Source organism: Qiania dongpingensis (assembly GCF_014337195.1).
GTDB lineage: Bacteria > Bacillota > Clostridia > Lachnospirales > Lachnospiraceae > Lientehia > Lientehia dongpingensis.
Map to the genome: position 1 here is coordinate 1,498,255 of NZ_CP060634.1, position 25,819 is coordinate 1,524,073.

At 43.7% G+C, this 25,819-nt stretch carries 17 protein-coding genes; all 17 read right to left on the reverse strand.

From position 1 onward, the window contains the following. Window positions 1–59 precede the first annotated feature (59 nt). The 17 genes from H9Q78_RS07090 to H9Q78_RS07170 all read right to left on the reverse strand — a co-directional run bounded on the left by H9Q78_RS07090 (window position 60) and on the right by H9Q78_RS07170 (window position 25,816). On the reverse strand, window positions 60–2,378 hold the full coding sequence (locus H9Q78_RS07090) for a GBS Bsp-like repeat-containing protein (protein WP_249304624.1): 2,319 nt from the start codon (window positions 2,376–2,378) through the stop codon (window positions 60–62). A gap of 10 nt (window positions 2,379–2,388) precedes the next feature. Then, complete coding sequence (locus H9Q78_RS07095; protein ID WP_249304626.1) at window positions 2,389–6,519, reverse strand: GH25 family lysozyme; 4,131 nt, start codon at window positions 6,517–6,519, stop codon at window positions 2,389–2,391. Between the two features lie 47 nt (window positions 6,520–6,566). After that, entirely contained in the window at window positions 6,567–7,499 is a 933-nt protein-coding gene (locus tag H9Q78_RS07100; RefSeq protein ID WP_249304628.1) for a glycosyltransferase family 2 protein, read from the reverse strand. Further along, window positions 7,496–8,833, reverse strand: coding sequence for a DUF6020 family protein (locus H9Q78_RS07105; RefSeq protein WP_249304631.1), 1,338 nt, complete (start codon window positions 8,831–8,833; stop codon window positions 7,496–7,498). The genes H9Q78_RS07100 and H9Q78_RS07105 overlap by 4 nt, the downstream gene beginning before the upstream one ends. Before the next feature lie 511 nt (window positions 8,834–9,344). After that, complete coding sequence (locus H9Q78_RS07110) at window positions 9,345–11,555, reverse strand: rhamnan synthesis F family protein (RefSeq protein ID WP_249304633.1); 2,211 nt, start codon at window positions 11,553–11,555, stop codon at window positions 9,345–9,347. 5 nt (window positions 11,556–11,560) lie between these two features. Continuing rightward, entirely contained in the window at window positions 11,561–12,412 is an 852-nt protein-coding gene (locus tag H9Q78_RS07115; protein ID WP_249304635.1) for an NAD-dependent epimerase/dehydratase family protein, read from the reverse strand. 110 nt (window positions 12,413–12,522) lie between these two features. Then, entirely contained in the window at window positions 12,523–15,018 is a 2,496-nt protein-coding gene (locus H9Q78_RS07120) for a glycosyltransferase family 2 protein (protein ID WP_249304636.1), read from the reverse strand. Window positions 15,019–15,029: 11 nt separating this feature from the next. Next, window positions 15,030–15,770, reverse strand: a complete 741-nt coding sequence (locus tag H9Q78_RS07125; RefSeq protein WP_249304770.1) for an ABC transporter ATP-binding protein — start codon at window positions 15,768–15,770, stop codon at window positions 15,030–15,032. Window positions 15,771–15,789: 19 nt separating this feature from the next. After that, the gene (locus H9Q78_RS07130) at window positions 15,790–17,238 is read right to left on the reverse strand and encodes an ABC transporter permease (RefSeq protein ID WP_249304638.1); all 1,449 of its coding nucleotides are present in this window, start codon (window positions 17,236–17,238) and stop codon (window positions 15,790–15,792) included. Window positions 17,239–17,272: 34 nt separating this feature from the next. Further along, window positions 17,273–17,827 (reverse strand): dTDP-4-dehydrorhamnose 3,5-epimerase, encoded by a 555-nt coding sequence (gene rfbC, locus H9Q78_RS07135; RefSeq protein WP_249304640.1) that lies wholly within the window; start codon window positions 17,825–17,827, stop codon window positions 17,273–17,275. A gap of 237 nt (window positions 17,828–18,064) precedes the next feature. Beyond that, on the reverse strand, window positions 18,065–20,011 hold the full coding sequence (locus H9Q78_RS07140) for a DUF2142 domain-containing protein (RefSeq protein ID WP_249304642.1): 1,947 nt from the start codon (window positions 20,009–20,011) through the stop codon (window positions 18,065–18,067). Between the two features lie 10 nt (window positions 20,012–20,021). After that, complete coding sequence (locus H9Q78_RS07145; RefSeq protein WP_249304643.1) at window positions 20,022–21,608, reverse strand: DUF2142 domain-containing protein; 1,587 nt, start codon at window positions 21,606–21,608, stop codon at window positions 20,022–20,024. A gap of 18 nt (window positions 21,609–21,626) precedes the next feature. Next, complete coding sequence (locus tag H9Q78_RS07150; protein ID WP_249304644.1) at window positions 21,627–22,460, reverse strand: glycosyltransferase; 834 nt, start codon at window positions 22,458–22,460, stop codon at window positions 21,627–21,629. Next, window positions 22,457–22,828: a DUF2304 domain-containing protein gene (locus tag H9Q78_RS07155; RefSeq protein ID WP_249304646.1), complete on the reverse strand. Its 372-nt coding sequence runs from the start codon at window positions 22,826–22,828 to the stop codon at window positions 22,457–22,459. Before H9Q78_RS07155 ends, H9Q78_RS07150 begins: the two co-directional genes overlap by 4 nt. Beyond that, a complete protein-coding gene (locus H9Q78_RS07160) occupies window positions 22,825–23,550 on the reverse strand; it encodes a glycosyltransferase family 2 protein (RefSeq protein WP_249304771.1) in 726 nt (241 codons plus the stop codon). Before H9Q78_RS07160 ends, H9Q78_RS07155 begins: the two co-directional genes overlap by 4 nt. Continuing rightward, window positions 23,550–24,545, reverse strand: coding sequence for a glycosyltransferase (locus H9Q78_RS07165; protein ID WP_249304647.1), 996 nt, complete (start codon window positions 24,543–24,545; stop codon window positions 23,550–23,552). Before H9Q78_RS07165 ends, H9Q78_RS07160 begins: the two co-directional genes overlap by 1 nt. Further along, entirely contained in the window at window positions 24,542–25,816 is a 1,275-nt protein-coding gene (locus H9Q78_RS07170; RefSeq protein WP_249304650.1) for a lipopolysaccharide biosynthesis protein, read from the reverse strand. The genes H9Q78_RS07165 and H9Q78_RS07170 overlap by 4 nt, the downstream gene beginning before the upstream one ends. Between the last annotated feature and the right edge of the window lie 3 nt (window positions 25,817–25,819).

Sequence of the window (25,819 nt, forward strand, 5' to 3'; positions counted from 1 at the left end):
ATTATTAAATAAAATGAGGACACCCATATCCTGGGTGTCCTCTGAATTGATCTGTCGCATCATAAAAACGGGTCGGTAGGATCATATCTCTGTGTAGAAGGGATGGGAACTAATACGGGCCGGTAAAACGGGCCGGAGGTACTACTGTTATATACAATAACCTTAGTTCCCAAAGAGCAGCGGCTATAAATCCAATAAGCGTTTTTACATAAAAGCCTGATACATCCTGCTGACCTTGTAACGCCAAGGCCATTGTATCCATCTGTCAATAATGTTCTGTTATTAGTCGTTTCATAAGTAATAGAGTGGAATAAAAATCCCTCCCCGGCCGTCAGACGTGTGGCAAACTGCGCCCAGGTCCCATTAAACATTGCTTTCCACCGGTATTTTTGTGGAGTATAGAAGGTTCCCAGAGGAGTATCATCGCCGGTGGAACATAACATAGATTTCACAGGTATTACATAACCATGGGCTCCGTCGGAAGCATATATGGTAACACAGTTCATCTGTTTGTTTACTTTAATTACATAATTGCTCTGGACTCCGATCAAATTATCAACATCCTGGCACAAAGCGCCATTTGAATAAAAATAATATTTCAATCCTCCGACATATTGCCATCCTGTAACTGCAGTGCCATTCAGCAGATAATATCTCTCTCCGTTTTCTCCATCCGTATCATACCAGCCTGTTCCGCTGCCTTTGCTAAATACCGGAACGTTTACTTCGCACGAAACTCCCGTCATTTTTCCTGTACTGTCATATGCATATATACATGTCAGATACTTGCCGATCTCATAATTATGGTCTTTTGTCCAAACCTGAAAGATGGCCGTATTTCCGCTCACATATCCAGCGGACCAGACGATATCATCCTGTCCGTTTTTATCTGTCCAGGAAGGGAATATAACTTGTGTTATAGGACTGCTGGAAGCAACATTACACACCACGGTATATCCCCGCCCGGATACATCCACCACGGTAACATTGCTGATGACCGGCCCGTCCGACTCGGATCTCGCTCTTCCCGAAACAGGAGATGACATTTCTCCGTTAAACCATTGGCCATCTATAAAATTAGTCGCATATACTTTGTAATCATACGACTCCCCGGGAGTAACCGACATATCCAAATAGTCTAAGGCATATGTCATGCCTATCCATTCAAAATTTCCAGTTCCGCTCACGGCTCTCATGATGCCATAAAAAGTAGCTCCCTGTGTCACGTCCCACCTTATACGCATCCCATAATAATTTGCTCCGTCCGCTGCAACCGTCACATTTCCGGGAACTGCCAAGCCGGTCTTTGCTGACACGATCTGACTATCTGCTCCATATCCCCAAAATCCATCTACAAAATCCAGGGTCTGCACATAATAATAGTATTCTTTATAAGGCTCTAAGCCTGTATCCGTACACACATTCATCCAGGTGGACGTGACTGTCTGCCAGGGTCCCCCTGCCTTATCCGAACGAAAGATCAGATATCCTGCCGCTCCCGGAATCGCTTCCCAGCCCAGCGAGATGGAAGTCAGCGAAGAACACTCCGCCTTTACTTGTGCCGGTGCATTCCTCACTCTGCCGGATACTGCGGCGGACATTTCTCCATTGTACCAAATCCCATCGAGAAAAGTTGACGCATATATCTTATAATAATATTCTTTTCCTATTTCCAAATCAGAGTCCGTATATTTAAAGTCACAGAATACAACATCCTGCAGTGTATAGGGACCATCTGGAGAATCTGAACGCATGACTCCATAAATTGCCGCACTACCAGCCTGATTCCACGTCAATTTAACAGAATGATTTCCAGCACCAGGAAAAACCTGCACGTTCTGTGGCGTCTCCAATTTCATCCTGCCAGACACAGGTCCTGTAGTATCACCAAACACCCATACATTATTTTCCAGAAGAATCGTCTGAACCTTATATAAATACTCAACGCCAAAGGTAAGCGACATATCCTGGTAAATATTCTTCCAGTCACTTGTCAGCCTATCCCAAGTTGCTCCATTGTCTTCTGATCGATATACGATATATCCGGAAGCTCCCGCTACAAAAGGCCACGTCAGCTCCAGCGCATAATCAGAGACATTCTTTACATCAATCTTAGACGGCGCCGGAAGAAACGTACTATTTACTACCTCATCTTTCTGTTCATTCAAATCAGCAACAACTGATTCTGTCGGCTCTTCCGGTGTGCTCTCAGAAACTACCGTTGATTCTTCATCAGCCTCTAATGTCTGAGCCGCTTCTGTAGGTACAGCCGCAGATGTTTCCTCTGCAGCCATAATCTGCATTACATTACCCATGCATAAGAAACTCAATACTAGAAGGGAAATACTTCTGCGTAAACATTTTTTAAGCTTTTTCATACGCTCCTCCTTATTTGTTTTTAAACATCACATTCAAATCCACCAATCCCTCAACTCCAGGTACCCCCGATACTTCTCCCGCGTACTGCCACATTTTGTAATTTCTTTCGTAAGTGCTCTCACCTACGCTTGGGTACGCAGGCGTAGGCACAGGCCATTGTGCAACCCATACCTGATAATTACTATCCAATCTTTCGATTTCCCAGCTATTGACAAGATGATATTTACTTCCGTACATCATCGGCGTATAGCCGGAGGAAGCAATATAATCCAGAAAACGGACAGCATGGTTTGTCCTCTGAGTCGCGCTTAACCCGTACATCCTGCTGGTATCTTTATCATATCCTTCACAATCATAGACTACTGGATAAGTGATGTTATATCCGGAGATGTAGTTCTGGACCCACCGTGCTTCTTCCACTGCCTCTTCTTCTGAAATCGCTGTGGAAAAAAAGTATACGCCAACATCCATTCCGGCATTCAGCGCTCCCTGCAGATTCTGCCTCGCATACGGGTCTTCAATCAACGCTCCATCAGCATTTCTCCGATAGCCTATTCTTATCATCGCAAATTCATAACCGGCATTTTTCACTTTCGGCCAATCCACATTAAGGGAATACCTGGAAACGTCCAGACCATGGGCCATATTAGATGACACCGTCTCTACATATGCCGGTTCTGATGCGCTGCCGTCATACCAGGTATCATTTTTCCATTTTGTTGCATATACCTTATAATAATATCCTGCTGACGGCTCAATCTGCATATCCGTATAGGTTGTACTCCACACTACATTAAGCCAGACATATTCCCCTGTACTTTTATCCGCCCGAAGGATACCATAGGCATCCGCCCCCGGAACAGCATTCCATGACAAAGTCACCCCCTGCGCCAACGAGGGAGATGAAATAGAATTAATACTCGGCGTCTGAAGAGTCGTAATAGTATTTACTTGCTCTGTATGATTTCCAATTCCCAAGTCACCATCAATTAGCACCAGCGTTTGAATCGTATAATAGTATGTTTTTCCAATGGATAAGTTTCTATCATTATAAAAAGAAGAATTTGTTATCCCCAGCTTTTCTCCGGCACCACCTTCCGACTCTGACCGGTAAACCACATACCCAAAAGCACCTGGTACTTCCGACCATGATACTCGAATAGATGTGGCGTCTTCGCTTATGACCTCTACATAAGATGGTGCAGGGCAAACATTTCCCCCAACAGGCGCAGAGTCCTGTCCGTTGATCCATTCTGCCCCGCTTGCTTTCGAGGCATAGACCTTGTAATAATATGTTTTATTCGGATCCCGGTCCGTATCTGTATAGTTTGTCACACCACAATATACGGCGTTTATCCACTCATATGTACCATCTTTTTCTTCTGAACGCCAAATCCCATAACAATCTGCCCCACTCACAGAGGTCCAGCTGACTTTGATTCCATGGACTCCGGCACCCGGGCCGACTTCTGTTATTACTGGTGTGCCCGGGATAACCCTGGCCCCAACTGTCGCGGAATTCGCGCCTATCCCCATCTGCCCATTGTCAAGGCTAAGGGACTGAATCACATAATAATAAGTAGCTCCGACAGAAAGACCCGTATCAACATAGGAAGAACCCGAAACAATACTTATTCGGTCCAGATTCTCAGTTTGCCCCTGTCCCCGATAAATGGCATACATAGCTGCTCCAGCAACCGGATTCCAGTTAATCTGCAAAGCATTTCCGTTCTGGCTCGCGATAGATATACCGTCCGGTCCTGATAAAACTCTCGCCTCTTTCGGTTCAGATTCTATTCCGTTGTACCATACTCCGTCAATCAGCAGCGCACTATAAATCTTATAATAATAACTGTGATCGCTGCTTAGATTTTCATCTAAATACTGATTTTCCCATGTCGCTCCGATCCACTCATATGTTCCGTCAATGGTATCCGAACGCATAATTCCATAAAGGGTCGTCCCATCTACCGTGTCCCAAGTAAGTTTAATGGAGTGGATACCCGCACCCGAAACCGCCCTAATATTGCCAGGCGCATTCAATGTAACAACACCTTTCACAGAATTAGAATAACTACCGTCTATCCATCCCAAATCCTCATAATAATTCGAACCATATACCTTGTAATAGTATATGTTTCCCTTCATCACATCCGTATCCAGATATGTCGGGGCCCCCGTAGAAGCAATCCATGTATATGTCCCGTTCGATAAATTGGACTTAAGGATTCCATAAGCATCTGCATGCTGCGTTGCCGACCAGTTGAGAAGCAGCCCATTTTCAGCCTCCTTCACAGTCAGCCCAGAAGGAGCAGAGGGAACATCCAATACTACCTTTTTAGAAGCACTGGCAGAGAGATCGCCGTTGATCCAGCCCTGGTCTGTCCATTTGGCTCCATAAACTTTGTAATAATAAACTTTTCCGTGAGTCACACCTATATCATTATAACTAAAAATGTTTCCGGCAACTGTCATAATCAGCGAATATTCACCGTCCGGAGACTCAGAACGCATGATTCCATATGCGTCTGATCTGTCAGCCTGAGACCAATTTATCGTTATCGCCCCGCCCGATGTCTGACTCAGAGAAAGTATCTGGGGAGTCCCTGGCTTATATTTTTTATCTTCACATTTCTCACACGTCTCTCCGTCCAGCGGCACATTACAATTGTGAGTATATGAAACAGAATATTTATCCTTCAAACGATATAATATGTAATTGTCCTGCAGATATTTCGTATAAAGATAACTCAGTGTGTTTCCGGCCGCTCCGCCTTCCCCATACCTTGTCGTCCTTGGATACGGAGGTGTCTGCTCCGTGATATCCACATACACTATATTTGTCCCCGAGGAATCATAGCCCACATCCGTTACCAAAACGGCATGATTTCCCGCACAGACAAATGCGTCGCCAACTTGAACAGAATATACACTCTGTGTCGGCACATAATCTGCAACCAGTCCCAGTGAATTGGTAGTCCTTCGTCCTGCAAGATCCCAAGCCCAGGAAACAAAGGAGCTGCAGTCACTGGAATAGTAGGGAAACGTAGAACCACCATAGGAGCCAAATGAAGTATACATAAGACTGTTTGCATCTTTTGTATATTCTGCAAACTCATCCAGTGAGACGTCCCAAGGCACATAAACCTTCGGGCTCACTGGCTGTCCATACGGAATTCCTTTATATGTAGATCCCTTGCTGAAAGTAAAGTTTTTATCCCAGCCAGAAACATCGCCTAACGCTGTCCACTCTATTTCTGCCTGCTGTCTCGCTCTTTTCACAATGTTCTGCTGCTTTGCACTTACACTTGACAACACGGAGACAGCATCTGACTCAACAACAGATGCCCCAGCCAGCTCAACTTCCGTATGAACCGATTCACAATAAGAACATGTATCGTTCAGACCATGTAACAGCCACGGCATAGAGAAGGATGACTGATCATATACACTGACGGCATCCGCCGGATTTCCTGAAAAAAGTGAATTTACATCTGACTCAAAGGTCTTCCCAGATGAATCCATAATAAGATACCCATCAATTATATAATACGTTGATACATTTTCCAGGAAACGGCTTCCCTTGACATACAGCGCCTTTTCCAGCATGCTTCCCTTGCTGTACACAATCCCCTCAGCCGTAGGAATAAAAGAAGTAATATTTTTATCCGCTTCGCAAATGACAGATTCTTTATCCTGCAGCGTATAGCATACAACTCCATCTCCTGTCAAATAGTAAAATTGGTTTCCATTCACCACATATAACTGCTTGGCTTTATCCGAAGTCTGCAATACCTTCTCCGATACCCCAGTTTCCAGATCAGCCTTTTTAATAACAGAACCTTCTTTTTCATCAACAATATAATAAATATATCCATCCCATATATTCAAAGACGTTCCATAATCATTATTCAATACAACCTTTTGATTTTCTTCATAATAACAAAGACTTTTCGTATCCTCATCAAAGAAAAACACACGACCATTTTCATCACTGGCAATCGTGCCTCCGTTGAGAATATTTTCAGAAGAATTCCCCAATTGAAACGCTTCTGTCTCCCCTTCTGCAGATGCTGCTCCTGCCATTACCATCAACAATAGAAAAACCGTACCCAGATACCAAAAAATCTTTTTTTTCACTTTTGTCAATTCCTTCCTAAAAGCAAAACAACTCCTATGTCACTCCACTATCCTTTATCTTTTTCCCGCCTCGTTCGAATTAATACAAGTTCAAACAGCTGACGGTGTTTTTTTACTATCACTTCCAAAATAACCCCAGAAATAAATAACAACAACGATATAATCAGCATAAAACCGGCAAATATCAGCGTTGGAAACCGTGGTACAAGTCCCGTACTAAAATATTCCGTAAAAACTGGAATCCCAAAAATCAATGATATTAGCAAAAACAAAAAACTTAAAACAGAAAAAAAGCAAGTCGGTTTATACTCTTTAAATAATTTTGCTATCGTTTTTAAGACTTTTACTCCGTCACTATACGTATTTAATTTGGACTCGCTGCCATCTGGCCTGTCCCTATATGTTACCGGCACCTCTTTTAAAACAAGATTTTTATCCAAAGCGTGTATCGTCATCTCTGTTTCAATCTCAAATCCTTTAGACAATACCGGAAACGTTTTTACAAATTCATAGCTAAACGCCCTGTACCCGGTCATGATATCTTTTACATTACCATGAAACAAACGATTAATCAATCCCCGGACCAAACGATTCCCTAAATTATGAAAGGGCCTTTTATTCTCCGAAAAATAAGTCGATGACAATCGGTCGCCAATTACCATGTCAACATTATCCTTTAATACCAAATCACACATCTCATGCGCATGTTCCGCCGGATAAGTATCATCACCGTCTATCATTAAATAACAGTCCGCGTCAATTTCTTTAAACATCCTTCGTATAACATTTCCTTTACCTTGCCTGCTTTCATGGCGAACGATTGCTCCAGCCTCCTCTGCAAATTTTGCAGTGTTGTCGGTAGAATTATTATCATAAACATATATGGAAGCCTCCGGTAAAGCATTTTTAAAATCAGAAACCACTTTTGAAACTGTTTTTTCTTCATTATAGCAAGGTATTAATACTGCAATTTCCCTCATAATCTCTCCTTTCCTTTTTCTTTAGAGAGCAATAACCTTTTATCCTTTTGTTGTATAAAAATCAGTGACACCATGGACGGAACACAAATGACTATGGGAAAAGCGTATCTCATCACAATCACCGGTCCCAATAAATTGGTTCCCCAGAAACCAAAAATTACAAGCAGCGGCAAAAGCAGCTTATACCGTTTGATATAAAATAAATATCCGCCTACAAATATCAACGTTAAAAAAGGAAATGCCTCATTCAAAATAACTGAAACCACAGGAATTTTTTCCTGAATCAATTCCGTCGATACCTTTCTTAAATAATTATCATATGCGGGAAATAGTGTATTCCGTTCAATTTTCAAGAAATTGAATTCTTCTGAGGTCCATGAACCATCATATAGAATAAACTGAACCCAATACGGCGAATAATCCGTATAAAAATACCCACAGCTTCCATACAAAAAGGAATCTACATAGGCAGAAAAATTTCTCAGGCCAACCGACGCCCATACCTTGAAAAACGGCATCGGATTCTCTTTAAAATATTTTGCATTAAAACCTTCCTTCACCGCATCCGAAACAGAGGCATTATATTGGCTGATATATTCCTCCGGCAGATACCGGTAAATAATTTCTTTTTCTTCATCTGTCACACTATCCGGCTCCTGGACAAGAACCCTCGCTATCTGCTGAATCGGAACACTCAGCGCTTCTCTGGGATTTGCGGGCTTTGCCCCCATCCATGACGATATGGGGCCTGTGAATATCTTTGTCGACAGCACCACAGCAAACAGCACCAGCGCACATTTCTTTCTATACCCCTTCAACGCCCAAATAAGAAAAGGAGCCGCCAAAAATATCAGATAAATCCCCTGGTTTCTAAACAGGCACATAAAAATTCCCAAAACAATAAAACGAGCAAGCCGGTATTTGGACGAATAAAATACTTCCGAGTCCAAAACCATATCTACAATATCCAAAAACACCAGCAAGAGCAAGCCTCCGAAAATCGTATCCTTCGTCGTAAGGCATACCCAGATTTGATTAATCGGACTAAAAGCCAAAAACAGATAAGACAGCACCCGTATAAATAAAGAAATCTTATAAACCTTCATTCGGTCCAGTGCATAAGAAAATACTGATGCCATAAAGAATATCTGAACTACTGTATAGATCAGCATGCCGGTATTATAATCTCCCGTCAGCCAATGCCCAGCATACAGGCAGCCGTTCAGCAAAAACGTATGAATCAACGGATGATGGGCACTCAGGCCCTCCCCGCCCAATATCTGCAGGACTTGAGGATAAGCGTCATAGGAATAAATTCCCGGATAGGTTGCCAAAAAAGCCGGTATCCAGCTCAATATTATGAGAAGTAACCAAAACCAGAAAGAATACTTTCCATTCAAAATGGCTGCAAGCTTTCCCTTCGGTTCTGCATCTTCCCTAAGAATAAATCCCTTCAGCTTACCATACAAGAATATAATGACCATCCAAAAAACAAAACTTAAAACAAGAATTCCAAAATAAAGCTCCCAATTTTTAAGATTTAAGTGGCCTGTCGAATAAAACTCTGCACCGACTCTATAACAGCAGCCTAAAATTGCGCTCGGAGCAATACAACATCTCCTCGCTCTGGCGTCGCTATGACCCAGACACCAGGAAATTGCCGCCAAAAATATAATAAGCAGCAGCACAGCACTTATGCTATTCGGCTTGACTATACCCTCGGAACTTAACATATATTTTTGTGTCAGTCCCCATACACTTAAGTACGCAGCGCCAAAAACGGCCCCCTTTTTAACTATTTTCAAAACCGAATGCTCCATAAATCCTCCAAGTCTCTCAAACATTTCACTGCAGCCTCAAAATATCTTCCGGCACTTTTATGGAAACCTTCGCGGTAATTTTCATTCCTACGGGCTTCTTTCTCCCCCAGGTGATATCGATCCATGGATCTGATGTTAAAAACAAAATCCTTGCTCCATATATTTTTCCATTACAGGTACACTTATTAAGTGGTATATTGACTCTCTTATTCTTGGAAAGTTCCAATGTAATTTTAACATCTTCCATCATAAACATGCCGCGTTCACACGGATCGAACCTTACCCGTAGGGGCATGACGTCCTCATCCCCCCATTCAAATTCAGCCTCCAGGAAGCCTTCCTCCCCGCAGTTGTCCTCATGAATCGTATTTTTCTCGCTGTATCCCTGTCCCCAATCCAGATACAGAGTCGGAGTCAGCCTTACGTTCACATTCTGAGTCCGGATATTATCCATTTCTTTTCTCAGCTTGCTCTGAACTCCGTCATAATAGTCGTCTCCCAGACCTCCTGAAAAAAGGATCGTATTAAGGCCGCGCAGCATAAAGGTCGCATTCGTCATTTCCAGCGCTGCTCCCTCATCGCTGAAAAGCCATGCCGGATAATAGCCTGCCTCCTGAGCCACAAAACTATGAACCCGCTCAATTGCGTGAGAGATAGTTCCATCTCCCTTTAACGGCTCCGGCGGAAAATCCGGATAATCCCAATCCTCATCAAATAACCTCTGCAAAGCTTTGCTTCTGAACCAGAACATCGAACCCAGCGGCGCGATTGGCTCTTTATCCGGGGAGATGGGAACATGAATATTCAGCTTCTTTGCCAATTTCTTTACATTGTCAAAATTCGCAGCCCATTCATATCCCAAAGTAGGATAATATACAGCATGGTTAGGAGGAGCCGTTGTCAAAAGTCCAAGCCTGGGATTTTCTTCAAACAAACGGATTACATTGTTAACCAAATGCTGATTCTTTAATATGTTCTCAAAACACTTATAAGACCAGCTCGCTCCCTGAGACTGAGGTCTCAGATATGCCACCTTTTTATCATGAACAAAACATATATATCCATATTTTGGTACAATGCTCTTTGCTCCGACCAGCAAAGCACTTACATCTCTTCCTCTGTTTTCAACCAGAATCACGGAAACACGATTGGGAAAACACCTGAAGGCTTCTTCCAGCATCCTCTTTTTTTCCTGACTCCCAGTCGTTATATAAATATCCGCTTCTTCAGGCATAGAACCGGCATAATGAAGACATTCATCCAGCAAATCCTCAAAAAAGAAATGATAAATCAGAGCCACTCCCTTTTTACGGATGGTCTCAGACATATCATGGGATTCCTTTGTGGATGCAATATAATTCAGATTTAAACATTTCTTTATATCCGACTGGTTCTCACAACGCAATATATTTTCCCAGATCATGTCTATATCGTATTCTGTCTCGGTCTTCAAAAACTGCATCAGCCGGACACTTGGTTCTCCACACGTAGAATGCAGAAAATCCTCATAATTATGCATAAAGCTTCTTCGTTTAAAAAAAGGACAGCGAGTTTTCTTTATTAACTCCACGGGTGTCTTTAATAAAGGATAATTGCTGAAATCCTCCAGCCCTTCCCAATCTGCATACGCCTGCCATTTGTATCCTAATGATTCAAAATGATGGGTAAAATAAGATTCATGATAAGTCACAGACTCTGCATATGTGGTAATAACAGGAATTTCTTCCCAATAGTTTCTGTAATCTTCACTGCACAATAGGGGTCTTCTTACTACAATAAAATGAGATTGCAGGTGGGCACGGATATATCCGCCATCCACAAGATCAAAGGGGTCAAATTCGGCCCCATAAAACATGGACAGCCCCCAGAAGTCGACCTCTCTCTGGCCCATGTCATCAAACATTTCCTGAATCGGATAGATTGGCCCCATGATTGTATGGTTCATCATGACCAATTCATCATACTCTTTAAGCTTATTCCATCCTATCTTTTTCAGTGCATATAGATATGCACCCACATCGAGCCCTTTATTTTCCCGCTCCCAAACATAATCCGTAAGCTCACTAAAGCGTCGTTTTCCCTCAGCGCTGAGAGTCCCGTTCACAACTACGTATATATCACGGGCACATTTTTTCATTTCCCGAAGCATATAAGTGACATAACTGTCTACAATTCCCTGCTTGTCGTAGAAAAAAAATATTATGCCTCTATTCTCTGTGCCTTTTTCCAATTTCATATTTTTCAATCCTCTTTTTTTGAGCAGCCCATGATCGCCTTTATCTTTTCCGTATCTCCCCATACCCCCGGAGAATCATAAGGCCTGTCCGGAAACGCACCATATTCCGGCCTGATCTTAAAATTATTTGCTTTTATATAAGCATCCACTTTATCTGCCAATGAAACTGGTATTCCACTGCAGCAGTTTATGATACCCTTAACTTCGTCCTGATTCACCACATGCGCTATCTGATCGGCCAAAGCATCAACTTCAATGAAATCATACAGATTTTTCCCACTGTTAAAAGGAAACGTCTTTTTCCCTTCCCGCTCCATCTGCCCGATCTTCGTAAATATAGAGTGATTCTTCAGGTCATCTCCATAAATATAAAAAGCCCGGATCCAATAGCACACTGCCTCAAATTCACCTGCAAGCTGCAGGGTTATCTGACGCAGGACATTCTTAGACATACCATAAAAAGAGCTTGGATTAGTCGGCGTATCTTCCTTGATCGCACCTTCCCAATACCCCACTTCATGCATAGTGCCCATGACTGCAATATGTTTTAAACCTCCAGCCAGCAAATTTCGAATAAATGTATAATGAGCCGGTATATCAGTTATATGGGAATCTGCATTATGAACAAACCCATTCCTCCATGCCATGTGAATTACAACATCAGGAGATCCCAGCTGTTCATATATGTCCTCCGCTCCAGAAAAAATAGGGACCTGTATTTTTTCTGCTCTTTCGTCAATGCTGTCGAGTATCAAATCATCTGCGATCACTTTGTTTCCCATATCCAATAATGCCTTGACTACATGCCGGCCAATATAGCCATTGGCTCCTGTCACCAGTATTGTTCTATTCTGCATTTTTCAACCTCGTCATCCGTTTTTATACATCATCCATCTAATATCCTAGGTTAATTATACTATTTTACCAGCCTCGTTTCAATTACCAAAGTCTTATTTCCTATATTTTCTTAATTATGGGAAGTTTTCAATTTACATTGTCCATTTTTCAATGTTAAATTAACATTGAAATAGGGATCCCCCTGACTCAATACCTTTCCCCACACTCTTTGCATGGAATCCACTTCTCTTTGAAAACGAATTCTGTTCACATCGTCTTTGTCATACCCACGGCTTTTTGACTCGTAATGATACAGCTCCGCCTGCGGTTCATAGGCAATCCAGTACCCCCTCTGACGGATTCTCAGGCAAAAATCGACATCGTTAAACGCCACTGCCAATTCTTCATTAAATCCTCCGACCTCTTCATAAACGCTGCGCTTTATCATCATACATGCCGCCGTCACCGCACTCAGGTTCTGCTGGAGCTGTGCTCTGGCGAACTCTCCAATAAAGTCTCCAGGCTCCCCGGAAAAGATATGTGCCGCAACGCCTCCCTCACCAATGATCACTCCACAATGCTGAATGGTCCCATCCGGAAAACAGAGCTTTGCTCCCACCGCACCGATACCATTTCGCTGACAGCTTCCCAACATCTGCTCCATCCAGTTTCCATCTATCACTTCTGTATCGTTATTCAGGAGCAAGAGAAATTCTCCTTTGGCAAAAGCAGCCCCATAATTATTGAGGGCCGAATAATTAAACCCTTTTTTCCAATATACAATGTTGATTTTTTCATTTCTGGAAATCTCTTCATAGTATGCAAAAGTATCCTGTTCTGTACTATTATTTTCAATTATGATGATTTCATAATTGTCATATATTGTCTTCTCCAAAATAGAGTCGATACATTTGGACAAGTCTTCAATATGATCTTTATTGGGAATCAGGACTGATACCATCGGCTTTCCCTGAACCCGATAGCGCACTTGATAGCGCCCCAGCACATTGGGGCAGAAAACTACATCCGCCTGAATTCCAATCCGCTCTAAATGCGCTTCCACTGCGGCACGTCCCGCTTCATAGCAATACATTTTGCTCTCCGGATTCTCAGCCATCGAGTTCATATGCATTCTCCAATGATATAAAATCTTCGGAATGTGATAAACCTTCCTCGCCTTTTCTATACACCTGAATATGAAGTCATGGTCCTGGGATCCGTCAAATTTACTGTCAAAACCAGCTATCTCTTCGGCAATTTCCTTCCTTGCCACAAAAAAATGACAGATATAATTATTGGAACACAAAAAATCCGGATTATAATCAGGCTTAAAATTCGGTTCAAAATACCGTTTTAAATCTGTGGAAACCTTGTCCTCATCCGTGTATACCACATCTATGCTCTCGTCCTCATTCAACGCTTTAGCCACTTCGTAAAGGACGCTCGGTTCCAGGATATCATCATGATCCAGCAGTGCCACAAAGTCCCCTGCCGCCATGGCAAGAGCTTCATTGGTATTACCTGAGATGCCCAGGTTGTCCTCAAGCTTTTTATAGCGGATCCTGGGATCTTTCTTTTTAAACTTCAACATCTCCCGTTCAACAGTATCATCATCCACTCCGCCGTCTGCCACACAAAGCTCCCAGTTCTGGTAAGTCTGTTTCCTGACCGAATCTACCATCTGTTTCAAAAAAGAAATCGGTGTATGATAGGCAGGAACCAGAATGCTTATTTTAGGCATGCAGGGAAATTCCGCCATCGCTTGCTGCCTCAGCTCTGATCTCCCCGGAGTACGGTTTCTCAGCCACTGTTCATATTTCCCGCCCTCACTGGCATACCGCTCTCTCCACTGCGCTCCCAATGCTGCCGGTCCCTTCGTAAAAAAAATCTTTGCATCAGACGCAATATCCGCCCCTTTTGTCTTCTTACAGATTTCTGTTACACTTAAATATTTCTGCTTCCTTTTTTTTGATTCTTTAATAATCTGTTTTCTGCTGATCTCCTGCTCTACCTGATGGGTATCTGAAGAAATCCGGAGAATCAGCTTATTATCAGTCCAATCATCCAGCCGAATATCAAATCCACAATAGCTGTAATCAACACTTCCAAAAAACAGCTTACTTACATCGCTTCTGGCCGTTTCCTTAAACTTTATCCGGCAGGAATCACCACTTTCATCCAGGACTTTAAAACGCAGCTTCGCATGATCCGGGGTAACAGCCCATCCGCGCAGCGTACATTTTCCTTTATCAAAATCCATGAAGTCCACAGCATAAGAAATCTCAAGTTTTTCAGCTTTATCCAACAGCTCTTTTTTCGTCATGGAAAAGAGCTCAAAGGTCTGTGCCCCTACGCATAAAATCTGAATCCTGTCATTGATACTGTCCAGGTTAAAAACCCCCTGAAATGAAAATCCAAATTTACCGTCCTGTTTCAGAAGGCTGCATATATCTTGTCGTTCTACTCTTGTGACATTCTGTTCCTCAAGCAGCTCACTGTCCTGAAAAACTAATATATCAAATTTATCCCTGCCATCAATGGCGCACCAGCCGCTGACATTTATATTAAGAAGCCGTTCCTCTGTCCTGCATTCTGCTGCGTCAATATGATATTGAAATTTTTTCATGAATTCTCCCATTATCTCCTGCGGCTGTCCGGTCCTGAAATATCGTATGCGTCACATACTTCAGCAGTGGGACCGAACATTTTCACCGTCCCGCCTTCCAGCCAGACTACACGATCGCACATTTCCCTGATCTGCTCCATACTATGGGATACAAACAGGACAGTCGTTCCTCCGCTCATCAACTCCAGCATCCGATCTTTGCTCTTATGCTGAAAACTTTCATCACCTACTGCCAGAATCTCATCTACGATCAATATTTCCGGCTCTACTACTGTCGCGATGGAAAATGCCAGTCTCATGAGCATACCAGAAGAATAATTGCGGATGGGACTGTAGATGAAATCGCCCAGTTCTGAAAATTCCAGTATCTCATCATATTTACTTTCCAGGAACTCTTTGGAATATCCCAAAATAGCTCCATTGAGAAATACGTTTTCTTTTCCGCTTAAATCCATATCAAATCCCGATCCCAGCTCCAGCATGGGGACAATATTTCCGTACCGTTCAACATTCCCCTGCGTCGGCTTCAATATCCCGGAAATAATCTTCAGGGTGGTACTCTTACCGGCGCCGTTTCGGCCGATAATGCCTACCACTTCTCCTTTATTCACGTCAAAGCTCACATGCTCCAAAGCCCAGAACTCTTTAAACTTCAGCTTTCTTTTTAAAAAAGCCGTGACAAACTCCTTTATGCTGGAAATATTGTCATTCGCCATTAAAAAGCGCATGGACACATCGTTTACCTTTATCATTGTCATCTCATTTACCTCTTTAAATGTGCAGGACAAACTGATCCTGGGCCTTTCGGAAAATCAGGCCGCCGACAAGCAGCGCTGCTAAAGCAAACCCCAGACACATAATATACTGTGTCGGCTCCGGAGAAACCCCGTCTATGATGATCGTCCTGAAAAAGCACATATAGTAATACATGGGGTTGATTTTCTGGAATGTGAGCAGAAAGGTTCCTTCTAATAAAGATACAGGATAAATGATCGGGGTCGCATACATCCAAAGCATGGTAAAAACTCCCCACAGGAACTGCATATCCCGGAAAAATACCATTGCAGTTGAAAGTATAAATGAAACCCCTATTACAAAAGTCAAAAAACAGATGACTCCAAACGGAATCAGCAAATATGCCAATGTAATTTTCTGGCCGGTTATGACCGCCACCAAAAACAGCGGAATCAACGACAATAAAAGATTAATGGAGGTAGATAATACCTTTGATATCGGATAAATATACTTCGGCACATATACCTTTGTGATCAACGATGCATTTCCGGTGATCGCATTCATTGCCTGGCTCGTAGCGTCTGTAAAAAAATTAAAGAAAACCACACCGGTCAGCAAATAAACGGGATATGCCGGAATATCAAACCGGAATATCCGTGAAAAAACCACATACTGGACTCCCATTGTAAGGAGAGGGTTTAAAAAACTCCAAAAAACTCCAAGAACAGAACGTTTGTATTTTGTTTTAAAATCCCTTGCCACCAATTGATGCAGCAAAAAGTTATAGCGTTCCAAGGTGTATAAGAATTTTAACCCTGCTGTCATCTTGCCCTTTTTCTCCGCAAGGATATTCCAGGCACAATACAGCAAAAGCAGTACAAAAACAATTAAAAGGGCTACCGGATACCACATTGCCTTGTCTGAATCATTCGACTGTATAGCGCCGGCGCAAAGAGCACGGCCTTCCAGTTCCTGACCGTTTACCAGAAGCTTCCCCCCGGCATTTTCAACGGCTTGGGTGGTCATTGTCACAGAACTTCCTGCTTCACCACCCTCAAATGTGAACGCAAGTCCAATCTGCTGATTTTCCACTTCCCCCGTGTCTATCATTTTTCCAAGCTTAAAGGTCTGCCATTCGCCGTTTCCAAGCTCAGACGCCTCAACGGTGCTCTCTGCCAGAACTGTACCCTTCGCCATATCCAGGACCTGCAGATGTACGGTCCCTTTGTTTGTACGCCCGTAAGTAAGGAAATATCCCTGTACCTGGTTTAAGTACTGGTGTTCGCTTTTAAATGTCTGCAGAATCGTCATTCCGTCTGTCAGCTCATCTAAATCTTTCTCCGGCACGTTTGCGATCTGGTACAGCTCATCGGACGTGTACTCAATCTTATCCCGCGCAATATATAAAAAGAAAACCGCACACAGCACATATACAAGAAGCAAAATCGCGCTGATTTTTTTTACATTAAATTTTTTCTGACTCATTGGTATGAACCTTTCTCTCATAAGTATCCAGAGTTTAAAATTTAAACGTCTCTTTTAAACCCAGCCATTTTTGATCTTTTTCTGAAATAATCAGTTCTACACCATCCTGCAGAGGCCAATCCACTCCAATATCCGGATCATTCCATGCAACTCCGCCCTCGTCTCCCGGACGATAAAAATCGGTACATTTATAGGCAAATTCAGCCTCATCGCTCAACACAAGGAAACCATGGGCAAACCCGGGTGAAATGTAAAATTGTTTTTTATTTTCCGCGGACAGCTCCACTCCGAACCATTTCCCATAAGTATTCGATTTCGAACGTAAATCTACCGCCACATCAAATACAGTCCCCCTTACGGCTCGCACCAGTTTCCCCTGCGGATACTGTTTTTGAAAATGCAGTCCCCGCAGGACTCCTCTTGTGGACATGGACTGATTGTCCTGTACGAAAACCATGTTAAGCCCCGCTTCCTTAAAATCATTAAGATTATATGTTTCCATAAAATAACCACGTTCATCAGAAAATACAGTCGGTTCGATTACATATAATCCCTCAATATCGCATGCAGTTACTTTAATCTTTCCCATTTTATTTTTCCTTTCTGATATCTCTTAAATTTCAATCTATTTATTCATTTTTTTCAAATGTACTTTGTCTTTCTCTCGTTTTTGTTCTTTTGACATCCAGCTTACTCCTTTCTTAGTTCCAATTTTATAACCAAGTCCAGAGAATTATAGCATTTATTGCCTGCTTTATCAAGCTACCTGCTCTTTTCTTCATCGTATCTTCATTGGAATTTCTGTTTCGCACAATAATTGCCTCCATTACATGTTCCTAATCATAAGGAGCTGTGTCCATATCATGGTAAACAGCAAAAAGGCAGAAAATCCTGTAACAATCATATTCCGGGCAGAATCCGAGCATCGTATCTGAAGCCGCCGGACACCTGCCACAAGAAAAAGCGGCAGAAGAACGGGCAGAAAATATCTTCCCTGCACACCTTCTATAGTACTGCTCCCCGGCACCGTATAGGTCAGATAAAACGCGGTCCATATTAATACTACCGTCATCAAAGATATTACAAATAACACAATCTTATTTTTTCTGGACAATACCTCTTCTTCATTCCCTGAGCTATCCGTCAGGACGGCAAAACATGAAAAGATCATTGTAACACTGCCAAATCCGGCTATTCCCCAATGCCCCAAAATCTGAAAAGCACCTCCTCCGATCAAATAGCTGGGAAGACTTCTCCAGACATTCCGTGTCAGGACCTTGATATACGATAAAGGCTGCGTTAATATATTTTTCATCTGCAGCGCCACGCTCACATCTCCTCCCCTGCTGTCTCCATAGCTGGAAGGCGACAAGAGGCTCGGAAGCACAAACGTGGACATGAGAGCCAGGAAAAAAAAGAGGATTCCCGCTCTCATCAGCCATTTCTGGCGGTTATCCTTAAATTTGGAAGCCGGTATCAGTAAGCCTGTCAGCACCAATGGGGCGTATACCGCCTTTGGCAATATCCCCCAAACCAAACAAGCCATCGCCACGAAATAATTTGTCCAGGAAAAGGTCCCTTCTTTTGCAAGCGCTTCCCGTAAAAGAATAGAAAGTCCAAGAGACACAAACGCAATAACAACCGCATCATAGGAATAGCAGCATGCCAAAAACATAGGAGTCGGCATCAGGCCCACCATTGTCAACAAACGTTTGCCCACCGGCAGTATTTTAATGGCTAAGGCCATAATAAGAGAGTATAGCAGGAGTCCTCCCAAACGGCCAAACTGATACAGTAGAGAAAATGGCATGTTCAAAAATCTGCCTATCTTTAAAAATAATGCCGGAACAATATAGCCTGTTGTATAGGTATCGATTCCGGAGCTTTGAACTACTGCCCCTTCGCCTCCAGTACAGTTCTCATCAAAAAACGCGTTTATTTCCTTTTTTTCTTCTATGGAAGCCGGAAGGTTCAGCGGCCAGGTTTCGATTCCACAATTAAATAGCTTGGCAAACTCCGGAGATACTTCTTCTCCTCCAGGATACAATGACAATTCATAAGCTCTTCTAAAATGAGTTTCTTCATCCCAGCCCACTTTCGTTACAGGAAAACACGTCAGTATTAAGACCCCGCCGGTCATACTAATCAAAAGGAAGGAAAATGCGATCTGTTTCCCAAAAAAGGCGCGGTATATAACTAACAGCAAAATCGTAACACCAAATAAAAACACACACAACATTCTTATAGTGTTCCATTGAAAAGTATTTTTTACAAATAAATCTGTTATGTTCAAAGGAAGCGCAGACAGATCAATATAGCTGACACCGTCCTCAAGAAGCAGGGAAGTGTCCGTATAAAGCTCAATCCAGTCCACATTCTTTCCTATGTTGATCACTGACTGACGAATCACCGCACTATTTTTATCAAGAATCGTTTTTTGCTCCGCTTTTCCAAATTCGCTGTGGTACTGGATTGTGACCATCATATCTAAAAGTCCGTCATAATCAAAGGAATACATAAATTTTTCCACATATTTGCCACCAAGCTCAATACGGAGGGTTCCTCCATTCCCATCAAGCCGGTATCCCTCTGCAGATTGTATGAATCCTGTCGTATCAATGCTGCCGTCGGCTATTTTCCGGACTCCTTTTTCTCCCTCTGAAAGCCTAAAATAAAAAAAATTGCTGCCAATCTCAACTAAAAACATCAATAATACAATCAAGATTAATCCAACGGACAGCTTTTTTATTTTCTCATTTCCTCTTTTATCCATCTATATCTCCTTAAAAAACCGTACCCAGAGAAACTGCCGCTATTTTCTGTACTACAAGTGCGTTAAAGCATATGGCCAGCACAATGATCCACTTATCCATATTCTTCCGCAAAACAATCTTATTATTTCTCAAAGTCAATAGAAAAAGCGGCAGAATCGGAAGGAAATACCTCCCCTGGATCCCTTCAATAAAGCTCCAGCTGGCAGGCGTCCAGCCAAAAAGCATCGACATACCGATCAAAAACGCAATGCTTAAGCATATCACGATACACCACGCTTTTTGTCCGCTCTTCATACCCTCTATTTCATCCTCCGTCTTCAGGCAGGATAAAAACAGAAGAAACAAAAATGCCAGCACCGCCAGTTCTCCTATACAGATATTTCTCCATCCCAGTTCATAGCCGATCATATGAGTCAAATAAAAGCCGGCGTACTCTCTCACCGTATTGAACAGAAGAAAAAGAAATCTGACGGGATCTTTCACGAGCATCCCCAACGTATATCCTGGCTCGCCAGCCCAGGATATATAGTTTTCTCCTGTTCCGATGTAGCCCGCTATCGCTGTCATGTTATTAAGCAGCAGAGAAAGGACTGCTGCTCCCATTACTGCTCCTGCGGATATCCAGTAAAATCTTTTCGAGCCAAATTTTTTCCGTGGAATCAGCAGACAAAGGCCGGCCAAAAGAATGTACACCGTCTTGCACGGAGCCAGCAGACCTAGTAATACCGCAAGCACCGCGACTTCTTTCTTTCCTATCTTGTCCGCAGTCTGGCTATATTGAAGACATACCGCTGTAAACAATATAGCCATCGCCAATGCCAGTGTATCATAGGACATGGAAGAAATCAGCTCCATCGTCATCGGAAGCATAGCTACTGAAAACAGCACCATCTTTCCAAACGGTATCCGTTTTATAGCCCAATACACACATCCGGTAAATGCCAATAAATTCATAAGGCGGCCAAGAAACATGGTCATAGCCCATCCAAGATTCATAAGCCTTCCCAACGTGATGCCCACCGCCTGAGGGATATATGGCACTGGTCCTGTATTTACCAGTTTATAATCAAAGACAACCGTTTCCGCACTCTGACAAGGCTTAAAAAAAGAATCTGCCAATGTCAGATAATTCTCTTTCGTATTTCGGTGATCAAACGGAGCTCTGGCGTCTTCTGCCCGCATATAAACATGACCTTCTTCATCGGCCGCTTCCTTAAACATCATAACATTGGACCACTTATAGGCGGTGGCATAATGGGCGATCTCATCCGGCGCCGTGAGGGGAGGAAGAATAAACATATAGACGATTCCAACCGTAAGACAGCAGACCAGAAACAGTTTTTCTGTTTTTATCTTCTTCGCCTTTATCAGATAAAAAGAAAGTCCAAAGCAGAACAAAAGTAAAAAAAGAGAAAACACACAGTACAAAACTAAAAGCCGTGTGCTGAATGGTTTTAATACAGGTAAAACACATGCCTTTAAGGTCGTGAACCATAGAGCTGTCAGAATCAGGACGGCGCCAGTCCAAAACACCCACAATTTTTTTTCACTTATCCGGCGCCATATTTCTTTCCATTTCTCCATCTCCGCTCCCATAAATATCCTCACGATGATTCATCGTTTCTTCTTCGCATTCAACCTCAGATATATCTGAATCAATTCATTTCTTGCATGACGAATCATCATACTGACCCAAAGCTCAAATCGGTTCAGATGAACGGCCCCAAGCGCGTTATGCTTTTTTAACAGGTTCTTATGTTCCAGATTATAGGTCTTCCTGTCATCATTGATCAGGTTTCCCGTATTGGAATCATTCCGCACCCGGAATCCGTTCAGCTCTTCATGAATCACATAGATCTTTCCCAGACAGGCCATCCGAAGCCACATATCAAAGTCCAGGATATACGGAAATTCAGGATCAAATCCTCCCGCTCTCTCATAAGAGCTCCTCGGGAACAGCGTATTGCAGGGGGCGCCAAAGAAGCTCTTGAATATCAGCGCCCGTTTAGCCACCTTCCTACCCTCTAGGAGTCCCGCCTTTGGATACCGTTTAAAACACCCTGTCCGCATCCCGTTTTCATCAATCAGAGCCGTATCGCTCATTACCAGCGTCACATCCGGATGCCTAAGAAGCGCTCCCAGCTCTTTTTGAATACTATCCGCATATAGGATATCATCTGCACAGACCAGCTTGATATAATCTCCCTTCGCTTCCGCCAGGCATTTGTTCCAGTTACCGGTCATGCCCAGATTCTTTTCATTCTGGACCAGGCGCATTCTGGGATCTTCGATGTTCTTCACGATCTCCACCGTATTGTCCTTAGAGCAGTCGTCCACCACGACCAGCTCAATATTCTTATAGTTCTGATCCAATATGGATTCAATGGTCTTCTTTATATAAACCGCGCTGTTATAAGCCGGAATACATACACTCACTAAAGGCATCATTTCTCTGGCTCCTTCTCCTGTTCCTTAAGTCTCTTCTCCGCTTCATTGTCATCCAGCGCAATTTTCTGCACCAGCTCTTTCATCTTGGTCTCCAGCTGGGAGATCCGGATCGACATGGAGAAATTCTTTACCAGAAGCAGAAAGATCATCAGCAGAAAAATGAAATTCGCGGTGGACATGGTCCCCACCAATCCTGACAGCCAGTCCGCCGCTTTGGGGAAAACGCTGAAGATCACCAGCAGCAAAGCGAAGAACACCCAAAACATAGAATCCTCGATCTGCGCCTTAGCCTGGCGTATTTTTTTCATCATCAGCAGCAAGACAAGAAGGGACATCAAAATCAAGATCACCCGCAGTACCGTCGTCATCGTTCATCTCCTCCATTCTTCCTGCGGTAACGCTTATCCCGCTTTCTGAAATTCTGAATCAGTAAAATGGAAAACAGCATCTTGCTCATATATTTCGCCGCGTTCACCGGATTCAGATAACTTTCCCCGGCGATACGCTCGTCCATTTTCACCTGGACCTCCGCTACTTTAGCTCCCTGCTTCAGCAAATAGGAAATCGTGTCCGGCTCCGGCCCATAATTCAGGCTCAAAGCAAATTCCTCCATCATCCGGCGGCTGAACATGCGCATCCCGGAGGTCGGATCTTTTATCCTTACGCCGGTCGTCAGCCGAATGGCGGCAGAAATCAGGCTGCTCCCCAGCATCCTCATGGTCCTTGGTTTCTTTTCCGATACAAACCGGGATCCGATGACAATATCATACCCCTCATCCATCTTATCCCGCATCGCCTGGATGAATTCCGGCCGGTGCTGACCGTCCCCGTCAAACTGGATGGCATACTGATAGTGGTTTCGGTAAGCATATTTTAAACCTGCCTGGAAACCTCCGGCCAGCCCAAGATTTACCGGCAGATCCAGAAGGTGATACCCCTTTTTTCTGCAGATTTCTGCTGTCTTATCTTTTGAGCCGTCGTTGACCACCACATAGTCGAACTGGGGATAATAAAAGATCAGGTTGTCCACCACCCGCTCGATATTTTTCTCTTCATTATAGGCCGGTATTACAATCAGGACGTCCGCCATCATTTGTTCCTCCAATAACTCTTATTCATGCTGCAGGCCAGCACCATTTTAGCAGAAAGCTTTTTGTATCGTTTTCCCAGAAGATATCCTGTGTATTTGCAGGCTGTAGTGAAAAGCATTCCGGGAATCAGATAAATCCGCCCGCATCTGGCCAAATATTTCATGGTATTTATCACCAGCGCAAAGCCCTCCCGTTCTGAACGGATTCCCTGGAATACCTCTGGGTGCTCCGCCTGGGATACGGCCAGATCAAAATTCCTCTGAAACTGTACCTTATTGGAGAGATTGTGGGAATGAATGACCCGAGCGCCTGCGGCATAAGCCACCGCGTATCCGGCCTGCACCGCTCTCCCGGCAAATATCATGTCTTCATTGAAAATGGTCTTTTCCGGAAATCCCCCCTGCAGTAAAAATAAATCCTTTCGATAAGCGGCGCAGACATTGGACGCAAAAAAGGTCTTTATTCCCATGGCAGGGATATCATCCTTCGTCTTGATGCGAGACTGCGCCGGATAATTAAAGCTCCTGGTATACCGTTCAACAGGCCTGCAGTCCTTGTCAGGCATCTGGCGTCCATAGCTGAGGATGATTTCCGTCCCTTCCAGATTCCCTTCTGATGCTCCGCAGAACTCCCCGAAAAAAGGCTCTGTCAGCATTTCTATCATATGATCGTCTTCCGGAACGGCATCCTGCGTCATATATACCACGACTTCTCCGTCACAGTATTCCATCCCTTTGTTTCTGGTGCCGCCGTGATCAAATTCCTCCTGCGAAAGAAAATGACACTCCGTCGGTATATCGCTTTCCAATATCCACCGTTCCAGCTGTGCTCCGTGATTATCACCGGAGGCATCACCGGAGTCTGTGATCATCAGGACAACCTTATCCGGCTTTCTGCACTGCCTGTTCAGCATATGAAGCAAATGTCCCAATTTCCCATCCGGCTTATAAACGGGTATTACCACATTTATCTTCCCTGTTTTATCCTCTGTCATATCTCGCCTCCAGACAGACTGCTCGCTTTCCGATACTGAAACCAGACGTTTCCGAGAAACAGCACAGCCAAAGCCCCCATCACCAGTGTATAGCATACTGCTCCGCCCATGATTCCCAAGCGCTTCACCAGCACAGGCGCCGCGATCGCCGCAAGGATAAAGGCGGTTCCATAGCATATCAGGATCTGGGTCTGCCGCCGCATGGTGGTAAGCGCATAATAAAGCAGCATGACTGCCGCATTGAATCCTCCGCCGAGGATCAAAATGACCAGTGCGCCGCGATACGGCGTCAGATCATGGCCAAATATCAGAGAAAGCACCGGAATCCCCAGAAGGAACGCGCCCAGACAGCAGATTGCCGTCAGCGCCACAATCCCTAAAAGGAGTTTATTCACGATCTGTTTGAATTTTTTCCATTCTCCTGCTTCATAGCTGTTTCCCATTGTCGTCAGAAGCGGCTTGAACATGAAGCCGCTTAAAAGGTTAATGGTCGAAGTTGGCAGATAGATGTCCGTATAATATGTGACCGCCTCTTCTGTCATATGGGCGTCAATGGCATATTTTGCAGCATTGCAGATATAAAGATATAAGAAGCTGCCTATAAAAAGAAAAAAGCAGTCTCTCAGCAGATGGTACACCCGGCCCCAGGCGCGAGAGAGCCGGAGCGGCTCAAACTCTCCTATCATCACCAGGTCAAAGACCGCAAACGCAAATACCGCAGCAGCAACCGCAGCAGCGCTTGCCACAACAATATCTTTTGATAAGATCACCACCAGGATGAATACTCCTCCTGAGAAAGCGGTCCGGAAAGCCATAGACTTCCCGGCGATGTCCAGCCGTCCCTGTCTGTGGAACTCTCCTTCAAACACATCCGCGACACCATCCATCAGCTTATAAAAACACATGAGAAGTATCACAGCCGCTTTTACTGCAGAAGGCCTGCTCACAAAGACATAGACAAATCCCGCCGCCGCCATCGCCGCGCTTGTGATCATCCTGGCTGAAAGATATTCGGGAAAAGAATATTGACGGCTTACATCTGTGACATGAAAAGGGCGCACTTCATAGTAGCCGATCGTAAGCAGCATCTGCCCCGTAGTAAAAGCGATGGAAAAAATACCGCCGTAGTATTCTCCCGTGGCTCTTGCCGCCACTGCAAAAAGCAGGATGCTGGACAGTGCGAACAGCAGGCTTCCTGTCATATTCCAAATGACGTTCTTTTTTCCCTGGTTCTTTCCATTTCCCATTATCAGGGCTTTCCATTTACTCATATT

What these genes read in the sequence shown, in the direction of transcription:
- H9Q78_RS07090 (WP_249304624.1), bottom strand. Translation starts at nt 2,378, where the DNA reads ATGAAAAAGCTTAAAAAATGTTTACGCAGAAGTATTTCCCTTCTAGTA.
- H9Q78_RS07100 (WP_249304628.1), bottom strand. Translation starts at nt 7,499, where the DNA reads ATGAGGGAAATTGCAGTATTAATACCTTGCTATAATGAAGAAAAAACA.
- H9Q78_RS07110 (WP_249304633.1), bottom strand. Translation starts at nt 11,555, where the DNA reads ATGAAATTGGAAAAAGGCACAGAGAATAGAGGCATAATATTTTTTTTC.
- H9Q78_RS07115 (WP_249304635.1), bottom strand. Translation starts at nt 12,412, where the DNA reads ATGCAGAATAGAACAATACTGGTGACAGGAGCCAATGGCTATATTGGC.
- H9Q78_RS07120 (WP_249304636.1), bottom strand. Translation starts at nt 15,018, where the DNA reads ATGAAAAAATTTCAATATCATATTGACGCAGCAGAATGCAGGACAGAG.
- H9Q78_RS07125 (WP_249304770.1), bottom strand. Translation starts at nt 15,770, where the DNA reads ATGATAAAGGTAAACGATGTGTCCATGCGCTTTTTAATGGCGAATGAC.
- H9Q78_RS07130 (WP_249304638.1), bottom strand. Translation starts at nt 17,238, where the DNA reads ATGAGTCAGAAAAAATTTAATGTAAAAAAAATCAGCGCGATTTTGCTT.
- rfbC (WP_249304640.1), bottom strand. Translation starts at nt 17,827, where the DNA reads ATGGGAAAGATTAAAGTAACTGCATGCGATATTGAGGGATTATATGTA.
- H9Q78_RS07140 (WP_249304642.1), bottom strand. Translation starts at nt 20,011, where the DNA reads ATGGATAAAAGAGGAAATGAGAAAATAAAAAAGCTGTCCGTTGGATTA.
- H9Q78_RS07145 (WP_249304643.1), bottom strand. Translation starts at nt 21,608, where the DNA reads ATGGGAGCGGAGATGGAGAAATGGAAAGAAATATGGCGCCGGATAAGT.
- H9Q78_RS07150 (WP_249304644.1), bottom strand. Translation starts at nt 22,460, where the DNA reads ATGATGCCTTTAGTGAGTGTATGTATTCCGGCTTATAACAGCGCGGTT.
- H9Q78_RS07155 (WP_249304646.1), bottom strand. Translation starts at nt 22,828, where the DNA reads ATGACGACGGTACTGCGGGTGATCTTGATTTTGATGTCCCTTCTTGTC.
- H9Q78_RS07160 (WP_249304771.1), bottom strand. Translation starts at nt 23,550, where the DNA reads ATGGCGGACGTCCTGATTGTAATACCGGCCTATAATGAAGAGAAAAAT.
- H9Q78_RS07165 (WP_249304647.1), bottom strand. Translation starts at nt 24,545, where the DNA reads ATGACAGAGGATAAAACAGGGAAGATAAATGTGGTAATACCCGTTTAT.
- H9Q78_RS07170 (WP_249304650.1), bottom strand. Translation starts at nt 25,816, where the DNA reads ATGAGTAAATGGAAAGCCCTGATAATGGGAAATGGAAAGAACCAGGGA.